Genomic DNA, 11,820 nt, shown 5'->3' with positions numbered 1-11,820 from the left:
AGATGTGTGTATCACGGGTGACTGATGACTGATGATTGATCAGAGCTAACAAGTGATTTATTTTTAATTTTGAATTATAAATTATAAATTTCCAATGAAAAACCCGACAGAACAAAGATTTGACTACGTTAAAATTGGTTTAGCTTCTCCTGAAAGAATCCGCGCTTGGGGTGAAAGAACTCTCCCTAATAATCAAGTGGTAGGGGAGGTAACAAAGCCCGAAACGATTAACTACCGTACCTTAAAGCCCGAAATGGATGGCCTATTTTGCGAGAAAATATTTGGGCCTGCCAAAGACTGGGAATGTCATTGCGGTAAATATAAAAGAGTGCGTCATCGTGGGATCGTATGCGAAAGATGTGGCGTAGAAGTTACTGAGTCAAGGGTGCGCCGTCATCGCATGGGCTTTATTAAACTGGCCGCCCCTGTTACCCATGTTTGGTATTTAAAAGGTATTCCCAGTTATATGAGTATCCTTTTAGATATGCCCTTAAAAGATGTGGAGCAGATCGTCTATTTTAACTCTTATGTGGTCTTAAATCCGGGGAATGCGGAAAATTTAACCTATAAACAACTTTTAACTGAAGATCAATGGTTAGAAATTGAAGAACAGTTATATAGTGAAGATAGCGGTTTAGAAGGCATTGAAGTGGGTATTGGGGCTGAGGCGATCAGTCAGTTATTAATGGATCTGGAGTTAGAGGCCGAAGCTGAAAAATTAAGGGAAACCATCGCCACTTCTAAAGGGCAAAAACGCGCTAAATTAATCAAACGCTTAAGAATCATTGATAATTTTGTGGCAACCGGATCACGCCCTGAATGGATGGTATTAGAAGTAATTCCCGTTATTCCCCCCGATCTACGTCCGATGGTACAGTTAGACGGTGGCCGCTTTGCTACCTCTGACTTAAACGATCTTTATCGCCGTGTGATCAACCGTAATAACCGTTTAGCACGTTTACAGGAAATTTTAGCGCCTGAAATTATTGTGCGCAACGAAAAACGGATGTTACAGGAAGCGGTAGACGCTTTAATAGATAACGGCCGGCGTGGGCGTACCGTTGTGGGTGCAAATAACCGCCCCTTAAAATCTTTATCCGATATTATTGAAGGGAAACAAGGGCGTTTCCGTCAAAACTTATTAGGAAAAAGGGTTGATTATTCCGGTCGTTCCGTGATCGTGGTAGGGCCAAAATTACAGATCTATCAATGCGGTTTACCCAGAGAAATGGCGATCGAACTGTTCCAACCCTTTGTTATTCACCGCTTAATTAAAAATAATATTGTTAATAATATCAAGGCGGCTAAAAAATTAATTCAACGTAATGATCCCCTTGTCTGGGATGTGTTAAAAGAAGTGATCACTGGCCACCCCGTGTTATTAAACCGTGCGCCTACACTGCACAGACTCGGGATCCAGGCCTTTGAACCCATTTTAGTGGATGGCCGCGCGATCCAACTTCATCCCCTCGTTTGTCCCGCCTTTAACGCTGACTTTGACGGAGACCAAATGGCGGTTCACGTTCCCCTATCCCTAGAGGCACAAGCGGAAGCACGGTTATTAATGTTAGCTTGTCATAATATTCTTTCTCCTGCTACGGGTAAACCGATTGTTGCACCTTCTCAGGATATGGTATTAGGCTGTTATTATTTAACGGCGGAAAACCCCAACGCTACCAAGGGAGAAGGGATGTATTTTGCTAGTTTAGACGATGCCCTCAAAGCTTATACACAGGATCTAGTTGATCTTCATGCTTGGGTGTGGGTACGTTTTAACGGCAATGTGGACACCAAAGAGCCTGATCATGAAGTAGAGCGGGAGGAAATTTTAGAAGATGGAACGGTTACGAAATATTATAAATGGCGTACCGTCCGAGAAACTTCTGATGGCCAATTAATTACCCAGTATGTTAAAACTACTCCAGGCCGAATTGTTTATAATAAAACAATTCAAGACGCACTAAAATAGTTATTTGTTATTGGTTATTTTTCTTAATTCAAACTTAAACTGTGGAACGGGCATCCTTGCCCGTTACAGGCTATAAGCCCATTCCATAAGTTATTTAAAACTTAAATAGAATTATGATCAAAAAATAACTAATTACCAATAACTAATCACCAATAACTAATAATCAATAACCAAATATTTTTAATTATTATTATCATGGAATCTTTAACATTTTATAACCGCATCGTTGATAAAGGTCGTCTTAAAAAACTGGTAGCATGGGCTTACAGTAATTATGGTTCGGCTCGTTGTGCTGTCATGGCCGATAAACTCAAAGATCTGGGTTTTCGCTATGCCACTAAAGCAGGTGTTTCCATTAGTGTGGATGATCTAACCATTCCCCCCATCAAAAAGGAAATGTTAGCTAAAGCTGAAGCGGAGATCGCCACCACTGAAGAACGCTATTCTAAAGGGGAAATTACTGAAGTTGAGCGTTTCCAGAAAGTTATTGATACTTGGAATGGTACTTCCGAGGCTTTAAAAGATGAGGTGGTAGTTAATTTTGAAAAGACTGATCGCCTTAATTCCGTTTATATGATGGCCTTTTCGGGTGCGCGGGGTAATTTATCTCAGGTGCGTCAGTTAGTGGGTATGCGGGGCTTAATGGCCGATCCTCAAGGGGAAATTATCGCTTTACCCATTAAAACTAATTTCCGTGAGGGTTTAACCGTTACTGAGTATATTATTTCCTCTTACGGTGCGCGTAAAGGTCTGGTAGATACGGCTTTACGGACTGCTGACTCTGGATATTTAACCCGCCGTTTAGTGGATGTTTCCCAAGATGTGATCATTCGGGAAGTTGACTGTGGCACTCAACGTAGTTTAACCATTCGCCCCATGAAAGACGGGGAAAGAACTTTAATTGCTTTAGGCGATCGCCTATTTGGGCGGGTTTTAGCGGAAGATGTGGTTGATCCTCAAACGGGCGAAGTTATTGCCACCCGTAACCAATATATAGATGAGGATCTAGGTCATAAAATTGGTAAAGCAGTAGATGAAGTTAAGGTCAGATCTCCTTTAACTTGTGAGGCCGCGCGTTCCGTCTGTCAACATTGTTATGGTTGGAGTTTGGCACATGGTAAACCCGTAGATATGGGTGAAGCCGTTGGTATTATTGCCGCTCAGTCCATCGGTGAACCCGGCACCCAGTTAACCATGCGTACCTTCCACACTGGTGGGGTATTTACAGGGGAAGTTGCCCGTCAATTTAGTGCGGATTTTGATGGTACGGTGTCCTATACTAAAGGTTTAAGAACTCGTACTGTGCGAACTAATCACGGGGATGAAAGACAACAGGTAGAGGTGGCCGGGACTTTAGTGGTAACGGGTGCAGGTAAGAAAAAAGAGTCTTACCCTGTGGCTGTGGGAAGTTTACTCTTTGTGCCGGATGGTGCGGAAGTGAAAAAAGGTGATACTTTAATTGAAGAAGGTAGTAACCGCCCGAAAAGTACGGAAAGAGCCGCTAAAGACGTGGCCACTGATATTGCGGGAGAAGTTCTCTTTGCTGATGTTGTACCTGAAGAAAAAACCGATCGCCAAGGTAACATGACTCGGATCGCCCAAAGAGGGGGTTTATTATGGGTGTTGTCCGGTGATGTGTATAATTTACCGCCCGGTGCTGAACCTGTGGTTAAAAACGGCGATGAAGTTAAACAGGGTGATACATTAGCGGAAACTAAGTTAATTTCTACCCAAGGTGGGGTTGTACGCCGTCAAAATTTAGAAAGTCGGGAAATTGAAATTATTACCTCCTCCGTACGTTTGGATCAGGCTAAAGTCTTTTTAGAAAGTAGCGGTGGCACTGAACATTATGTGATCGAAGGTGCAACGGGCGATCGCTTCTCCTTAAAGGCTACCCCCGGCACGAAAGTGGTTAATAACCAAGTGGTGGCAGAATTAATTGATGATACTTACCGCACTAATACGGGAGGTATTATTAAATATGCGGGGATCGAAACTTCTAAAGGTAGCCGTAAGAGTGGCTATGAAGTGGAAAAAGGTGGAACTTTACTGTGGATCCCTGAAGAAGCCCATGAAGTTAATAAAGATAGTTCTTTATTAATAGTTGAACCGGGGCAATATGTGGAGGCAGGAACTGAGTTAGTTAAGGATATTTACTGTCAGTCGGCCGGTGTGGTGGAAGTGATCCAGAAAAATGATATTTTACGGGAAATTATTGTTAAACCTGGGATCTTACATTTAATTGACGGCGATCAATACCATGAACAATTAATCGAACCCGGCACCGAGTTGGGTGAAGGGGTGATCGTAGAAGAATTATACTATGGTGAGTCCGTAGATACGACCCTTGGTTCTGGTTTATTATTACGTCCCGTTAAGGAATATCCCGTAGCGGATCAACCTGCTGTTCCTTCCCAAAGTCCAATTAACCAAGATGGCGGTCGTAAAATTGAATTGCGATCGGTTCAACGCCTCTTTTATAAAGATGGAGAGCGAGTTAAATCTATTGATGGAGTTCAATTACTTAGCACCCAATTAGTGTTAGAAATTGAAGAAAAAGAAGGGGATCATTTTACTAATTTAAGTGCAGATATTGAGTTAAATCCCGATGTGGATGAACCCGATGTTTCCCGTTTACAATTAGTAATTTTAGAGTCTTTAGTGTTACGCCGTGACTTAGATAATGATCCTTTAGGTGGTCAGATCCAAACTAAAGTTTTAGTCAAAAGCGGTGATGAAATTCCCCCTGGGGCGGTAGTTGCTCGGACGGAAATTCAATGTAAAGAAGGCGGAATTGTGCGCGGTGTGGGCAGTGGTGAGATCGTGCGCCGTCTTTTGATCATGCGGGAAACTGATTTAATCAAAGTTCCCCTTGATGGTAAAAAAGCTCTAGTGGCCGAAGATGATCTGATTGTGGAAAAATCAGAGATTTGTGAGGGTGTGAAAATTGACCATTCTGCCCAAATTTTACAAGTTGATGACGAAACGATCACCATGCGTAAAGCCCGTCCTTATCGAGTTAGTGCGGGGGCGGTGTTACACATCAATCACGGCGATCTAGTGCAACGGGGTGATAACCTTGTACTATTAATCTTTGAACGGGCAAAAACTGGGGATATTATCCAAGGTTTACCTCGGATTGAGGAATTATTAGAAGCCCGTAAACCTAAAGAGGCCTGTGTCTTAGCACGTCGTCCGGGTACTTGTCAAGTGGTTTATGCTGATGATGAAAATGTGGATGTGAAAATCATTGAGGATGATGGCACATTGAGCGATTATCCTATTTTACCCGGCCAAAATCTGATGGTAACTGATGGCCAATGGGTTGATGTGGGTACGTCTTTAACCGATGGTCAAGCTAACCCCCATGAAATTTTAAGTAATTTCTTTGAATATTATCGTGAGGAAAAAGGCTCTTATGAGGCGGCCTTAATCGGTTTAGAGAAGGCTCAGTCTTTCCTTGTGGATCAAGTTCAGGCGGTTTATCAATCTCAAGGGATTGATATTAATGATAAACACATTGAGGTGATCGTGCGTCAAATGACCAATAAGGTGCGCATTGATGACGGTGGTGATACCATTCGTCTGCCTGGGGAGTTGGCTGAGTTACGGGAAGTGGAAAGGGATAATGTCACTATGTCCATTACTGGAGGCGCTCCGGTTTGTTTTACTCCCGTGTTACTAGGTATTACCAAGGCTTCCTTAAATACAGATTCCTTTATTTCGGCGGCCAGTTTCCAAGAAACCACCAGAGTGTTAACGGAAGCGGCGATCGAGGGTAAATCTGACTGGTTACGGGGCTTAAAAGAAAACGTCATTATTGGGCGTTTAATCCCAGCTGGAACGGGATTTAATAATAATGCTGATGAGGTGGCCGATGTTGAAAATAATCAAAATGGTTATGTCACCGAAACCCCAAGCCCAACCCCTGAAAAACAACAAAAAACACCTCGGCGGTCTCGTAAAGTTTTAAAAGAGGATGTGATTTTGGATGATCAAACCGCCCGAGAATTAGCAGGTGAGGCTATTTTAGACGATGATGATCTCAAATTAATTGATGATAATTCTTTTGATTTGTAATCTATTCTGAGTTTTTTTTTGATTATTAAATAAATTTAAACCCCTCTCTTTATCAAGGAGAGGGGTTTTTTTATAATTTTAGGTGATCTAAAAAATACGGTAGGGATCAACGGCCGTTGATCCCTACAAAATTAAGATTATCGCCATAAATAAGGAGAAACTTAAATTTTTATTTTTTAAGGCTTTAATTGTTAAGATTAATCATTATCCCAATCCTGAGCAGGAATTAAATCGCCGATTTGATCCCTTAATAAATAATCACATTGTTCTAATTGACATTCTACATAGACCCATTCACGAGCGGGAATATATTTACAAAGTGTATAAATTGGTTGATTACGACTAACCGTTCCCATTTCCACAAGATGACGAGCTTCATCTTGGATCATCTTGATGGTGTAATGACGTAAAGTCGGTTTGGTTAATGTTTGAACTGCCATAACTATGTACCTCGATTGTTAAGTTGATAAGTGGAATAATTGGAGTTTAAGTTGAAAACTTAAATATTCGGAGTAAGATTTTAAATTTAGATTTTCTTAATCTTAGCGAATTATGGCTAACTTGTGAAGATTGTTCTTTCAGTATACTAGATTACATCTAATTAATTTTTTTTGGAGTGAATTATCATATTTGTTTAAGTTTCGTTACAATTCATCATACTTTTACTTGATTTGAGAAACTGACAAAATGACCATCAATCTTTACAATAGTAACAGATCAGACCTTTATTTATTTTTATTATCCTTCCCTAAAAATCTTTATGCAAATTTATCTTGATTACAGTGCAACCACTCCTCCCCGTCAGGAAGTTATTGATAAAGTTCAAGAAATCATGACAAATCACTGGGGTAATGCGTCTAGTCTTCATGAGTGGGGCAACCGTAGCGCCACGATTTTAGAAATGGCTAGAATGCAGGTGGCACAGTTAATTAATGCGTCTGATCCTAATGGAATTATTTTTACTTCGGGGGGAACGGAAGCTGATAATTTAGCAATTATGGGGATCGCTGAACAATTTTCCACTCCTCAACATTTAATTATTTCGATGGTGGAACATTCGGCGATCGCCGAGCCTGTGAAATTTTTAGAACAAAAGGGATGGGAAGTTACCCGTTTACCCGTCAATAGTACGGGGCGAGTTGATCCGCTTGATCTTAAGGCCAGTATTCGGGATAATACGGTGTTAATTTCGATTATTTATGGTCAAAGTGAAATTGGTACTTTACAACCCATTGAAAGATTAGGACAGATCGCAAGGGAACATCAAATTTTATTTCACACTGATGCGGTGCAAGTGGCCGGAAGAATTCCCCTTGATGTGCAAAAATTACCCGTAGATTTATTATCCTTATCTAGTCATAAAATTTACGGTATTCAGGGTGCTGGAGCTTTATATATTAAGCCTCAATTATCTGTTTTTCCTCTATTGCGTGGGGGTGGCCAAGAAAGAAAATTAAGATCGGGTACGGAAGCAATACCTGCGATCGCCGCTTTTGGGGTAGCATCGGAATTAGCCTTAGAAGAATTAAAAACCGAAAGTCAAAGATTGATGGAACTAAGGGATCGTTTATTTGATTTATTGGCCAATTGTACTTATTTAAAGCCAACGGGCGATCGTTTACATCGTTTACCCCATCATATTAGTTTTTGTTTAACTAATTTACCCCCAAACTCAGAGATTACGGGAAAAACCTTAGTCCGTCAACTCAATTTAGCCGGAATAGGCATCAGTGCGGGATCCGCTTGTCATAGTGGAAAATTAAGCCCCAGTCCCATCTTATTAGCGATGGGTTATAATGATCAAGAAGCATTAAGAGGAATCCGTTTAACTTTAGGGAAAGACACTACAATTAAAGATATAGAATGGACTGCTGTGGTCATTCAACAAATATTAAACCGTTTAATTCCACAATTAGCAATTGTTAGTTAAAATTAAGTTGTAATCTGTTAATATCAAAATTGAAAAAATATAATATTAAATTTTAACAAAATATCAATGAGATTTAATCTCAAAAATTTTTTAAGTTTTTAATAAGGACTATTTTTAATAATGGACAATCATAACAATAATAAACAGTATCCCACAATTTTAGCAGTAGACGATTGTGATATTACTCTTAAACTGGTCAAAAAAGTTTTAGGGGATGATTACCGTGTATTAACGGCCAAAAAAGCAGAGGATGCTTTACAAGTCATTTATCGTGAACCTGTAAAATTATTATTATTAGATGTGGAAATGCCGGGGATAGATGGCTTAGAACTTTGTCGTACGGTGCGCAATTTATCTCAATTTAGTCATTTACCTATTATCATGTTAACGGCGAAAGATGGAGCTTTTGATAAGGTACAGGGTAAAATTGCTGGGGCGAGTGAATATTTAACAAAACCCTTTGAGAGAGATCAACTTCGTCAAATGATAAAGGATTTTTTAGTTGATCAAGCGATAATTTCGGTCAACGGTAATCAGTAATTAGTAAATAGTATTAAAGGTATTTTTCTTATTAATTATCAATGATCAATTATTTATTATTTATTATTTATGACTCCAGCACAAGAAGCGATCGCCACATTAACAGAATTAGCCGAAAAAGGGGAAATAGATCCTTGGAATATTCAAGTAATTGAAGTAATAGATCGTTTTTTAGAAGAATTGGGCTTAACAGATGATCAAAGTATACCTGAAAATTATCAAGAAACAGATTTACCAAAATCAGGTCAAGCCTTTTTATGGGCTTCAAAATTAGTATTATTTAAAGCAGATACCTTAGAAAGATTAGGCCAAATTGAAGAAGAAATATTTGAAGAAGAAATATTTGAAGAAGAAATTGATCCGATTACGAGATTACCTTTAAAATTAGAAAATCATCTTAAAAGAAGACCATCTGCACCCCCTTTAAAAAAAAGACGAGTTACGTTAGAAGAATTAATTGAACAGATTAAACAAATTGAAAAAGAACTTGAAGCTAAACCGATTAAACCTCGTCAAGTTCAAGCACGTCAACAGTCAAAAAGAGAAGCTACCCGTGTTATTACCCAGTTAGCTCATGATGAAAATTTAACACAAATAGCTAGTCATTTAGAACATTTTTTAGCCATCAAATTACCCCAATTAATACCAGGAGAAAATTCAATTAAGTTAGATCAATTAGTAGAATGGTGGGCAGATCCTCAATTATCTAGTGATCAAACTTTAGCCCTATCAAATGTTAGTAATTCGGAAATTAATCATCACCAAGGGAAAGATAAAGTTGGGGTTTTTTGGGCTTTATTAATTTTATCGGCACAGTCAAAAGTAGAATTATCTCAAGCTGAATTTTATCAAGATTTAACAATCTGTGTATTAAATTAACTGCATTAATCATTTGCGATTTTTCCATATTTAGGTAAAAAACGATTAGGTAAAATCTTAATAATCAAAAAGTCTATAAATTATGTAGGGGTCAATAGTTTTGACCCCTACATTTTAATTCAATGTTAAGCAATTTTAATTAATTTTGTCCTTCTATTTGATTGGTTGGAGTTTCGGTTTCCGTTGTGGTGTTAGTATTTTCCACATTATTATCAATATTAACCTCATTATTATTACCATTAACATTAACTTCAGTATTATTATTGATGGTGGTATTATTGATCGTAACATTAGTAGCCACTAAACCCTGATCTTGTAATACTTCTTCGAGGGCTTGGGCAAAACCTTGAGGTAAATCTTCAAGATTTATTTCAACGATCGAAACTTGACCCGGAAAGATACGAGAAGAAGGCCCGATCTGTTTAAACACCACCACTTGATCACGATCACGGCGACCTAAAGCCAGACCACGGCCGTGTCCCCGTCCCCGAGTACCAGGAACTGGGACAAAGTAGCGATCGCCCCCTAATAAAACCACCACAATACGAGGTTGATCAGCAGTGGTTAAACTTAATAAATAAATAGTTTGTCCAACTTCAGAGTTATCACCGCCGATCACTTCAACATTAGTATTATCATCATCTCGATCATCATCCCGAATGCGATCACGATGACGATGACGATCACGCTCATTAATGATAATACCAGAAGCATCGTCCTCCGATGCTTCGCCAATTAAATCAGAAAATTCAGGATTTAATTCTCCTAATGAACAAACCACACAATTATCGGGATCTAATGTACTAAGAACAGATTGGGCATCTAACGCTTCTAAACTTTGTCTGAAATTCTCGGTTTCGGGTAAACCAGCAAAGGCAACAAAACCATCACTACGCCCTTGTAAACTTGCACCTGTGGACAGTTGTTCAAAACTAAATTTAGTATCGCGCCGTGCGTTACCTAAAGTTGCGACAAAAGAATCATCTAAAAGATTGAATACGCTTAAAGCTTCCCCTTCAATTCTGTAATTTAAAGGTTGAGTTAGATCAAATTCCCCATTTAAGTTAGATTGAGAAATATCACCAATAGCGATCGCCACTGTTCCAGTGGCATTAGCAGGAGTTTTAAATTCTGGGATGCCTCTTGTGCCAACAGTTTGCACTTGGAATTTATCATTGGCTTCACCTATAAAGACGATCCCATTCTCTTGTTGTTCAGCTTCAGTGCCGCTCATGGGACTATTTGGGTCTAATTGAGTACCTTCTTCGGGGGTAACATTAGTACCTCTAAACTGAAATCTAACTCTTAAAGCTGAACCTTGAAGATTATTGTTATTACTAATAGCCGTACCATCAGAAAAACGATAGCTATTAGGTAAACCAATTGAACCACCATCTAAATTAGCTCCAAAATTACCCAATTGAAGAACACCTTGATCCCCTTCATATTGAAGAGGATCGGGTAAAAATAGTTTTGAATTAAAATTTTCGGGGGATGCTAAAGTTCCATTAAAATTTAAAAGAGAATCAAAAGAATTTAAAGTAAATTCTAACTCGGTGGGACGATTGGTAAAACCAACGGGAGAACCATTTAAAAAGGCAACTCCCGATAAATTACCCTGTAAAATGCCCGTATCGTTGCGATCGGGTAGTCCATTGGCGTTGACATCCGTAAAACTAGAATTAACTGCATTAAAAACAGCCCGACTGGTATGGCCTTGATCTGTTTGTAGGTTTAATCTTTGAACACTGACACCATAAAGACTAATACCATTGCCACCTGTAATTTGATTGGGTACAAAAAAAGCGGCTTGACCCGTCATTGAGCCACCCGTCACACTAATTTGAGCATTAACTCCCGTTAAACCAAAGGAAACAGAACTAATTAAACCTAAGCCTAAAGCGTAAACATTTGATTTAGAAAACATAATTGAAGACTCCAAATAACTATAAAAAATGCAAATTGAGTACAACAAAAAATCGGTGGCAATCAATATTTATTTAGTTTCAAATTGAACTTGCTCACTTTGTAAAAAGTTTTTTGTTAATTTTGATTAAGTGTTAAATTCTTGAAGGAAGAAAAACTTTTTACGATCTTTTTTTTTGTTTTCAGGAACTTATGATTCCGTATTTCTGTCTATCAGAATAACTTTTAACCGATTGCCTAAGTAAATTTACTGACTTGATTAAGTCTAATTAAAAGTTAATTAATCTAGCAGAAAATGATCTTGTCAGATGCAATTTAAAATTAATTTTTGTGAAGAAGCTTCCCTAACTTATTAGATCACCATTTAATGGCTAGGGACGTTTCTTTTATTTTTAGAGTTCCCTTTTTTGAGAAAAAATTTTTCATTTTATTCAATTTAAAACAAAACTACACATTTGAGAAACTGACTAAATTTGATTAAATCAAAATCAAATAG

General features: G+C 38.6%; 7 protein-coding genes. 5 read left to right on the top strand and 2 right to left on the bottom strand.

From position 1 onward, the window contains the following. Nucleotides 1–94 precede the first annotated feature (94 nt). Nucleotides 95–1,969, top strand: a complete 1,875-nt coding sequence (locus Anndu_RS08800) for a DNA-directed RNA polymerase subunit gamma (protein WP_464100849.1) — start codon at nt 95–97, stop codon at nt 1,967–1,969. Nucleotides 1,970–2,164: 195 nt separating this feature from the next. Continuing rightward, nucleotides 2,165–6,049, top strand: a complete 3,885-nt coding sequence (locus tag Anndu_RS08795) for a DNA-directed RNA polymerase subunit beta' (RefSeq protein WP_464104010.1) — start codon at nt 2,165–2,167, stop codon at nt 6,047–6,049. Between the two features lie 197 nt (nt 6,050–6,246). On the opposite strand, the gene Anndu_RS08790 is transcribed toward Anndu_RS08795, so the two are convergent. Beyond that, complete coding sequence (locus Anndu_RS08790) at nt 6,247–6,489, bottom strand: DUF4327 family protein (protein ID WP_464104009.1); 243 nt, start codon at nt 6,487–6,489, stop codon at nt 6,247–6,249. A gap of 320 nt (nt 6,490–6,809) precedes the next feature. Between Anndu_RS08790 and Anndu_RS08785 the strand changes: the two genes are divergently transcribed. The 3 genes from Anndu_RS08785 to Anndu_RS08775 all read left to right on the top strand — a co-directional run bounded on the left by Anndu_RS08785 (nt 6,810) and on the right by Anndu_RS08775 (nt 9,398). Then, nucleotides 6,810–7,979, top strand: coding sequence for a cysteine desulfurase family protein (locus tag Anndu_RS08785; protein WP_464104008.1), 1,170 nt, complete (start codon nt 6,810–6,812; stop codon nt 7,977–7,979). 120 nt (nt 7,980–8,099) lie between these two features. Then, nucleotides 8,100–8,519, top strand: coding sequence for a response regulator (locus tag Anndu_RS08780; RefSeq protein WP_464104007.1), 420 nt, complete (start codon nt 8,100–8,102; stop codon nt 8,517–8,519). A 69-nt stretch (nt 8,520–8,588) separates the two neighbouring features. Further along, complete coding sequence (locus tag Anndu_RS08775) at nt 8,589–9,398, top strand: segregation/condensation protein A (RefSeq protein WP_464104006.1); 810 nt, start codon at nt 8,589–8,591, stop codon at nt 9,396–9,398. A gap of 139 nt (nt 9,399–9,537) precedes the next feature. Here the strand turns inward: Anndu_RS08775 and Anndu_RS08770 are convergent, their stop codons facing one another. Beyond that, nucleotides 9,538–11,325 (bottom strand): hypothetical protein, encoded by a 1,788-nt coding sequence (locus Anndu_RS08770; protein WP_464104005.1) that lies wholly within the window; start codon nt 11,323–11,325, stop codon nt 9,538–9,540. Nucleotides 11,326–11,820: the final 495 nt, after the last annotated feature.

The sequence above is a fragment of the Annamia dubia NIES-4383 genome, assembly GCF_055394725.1.
This window is presented reverse-complemented; position numbering and strand designations above follow the sequence as displayed.

Excerpts from the sequence above, each read along its gene's own strand:
- Anndu_RS08800 (WP_464100849.1), top strand. The coding sequence starts at position 95 with ATGAAAAACCCGACAGAACAAAGATTTGACTACGTTAAAATTGGTTTA.
- Anndu_RS08795 (WP_464104010.1), top strand. The coding sequence starts at position 2,165 with ATGGAATCTTTAACATTTTATAACCGCATCGTTGATAAAGGTCGTCTT.
- Anndu_RS08790 (WP_464104009.1), bottom strand. The coding sequence starts at position 6,489 with ATGGCAGTTCAAACATTAACCAAACCGACTTTACGTCATTACACCATC.
- Anndu_RS08785 (WP_464104008.1), top strand. The coding sequence starts at position 6,810 with ATGCAAATTTATCTTGATTACAGTGCAACCACTCCTCCCCGTCAGGAA.
- Anndu_RS08780 (WP_464104007.1), top strand. The coding sequence starts at position 8,100 with ATGGACAATCATAACAATAATAAACAGTATCCCACAATTTTAGCAGTA.
- Anndu_RS08775 (WP_464104006.1), top strand. The coding sequence starts at position 8,589 with ATGACTCCAGCACAAGAAGCGATCGCCACATTAACAGAATTAGCCGAA.
- Anndu_RS08770 (WP_464104005.1), bottom strand. The coding sequence starts at position 11,325 with ATGTTTTCTAAATCAAATGTTTACGCTTTAGGCTTAGGTTTAATTAGT.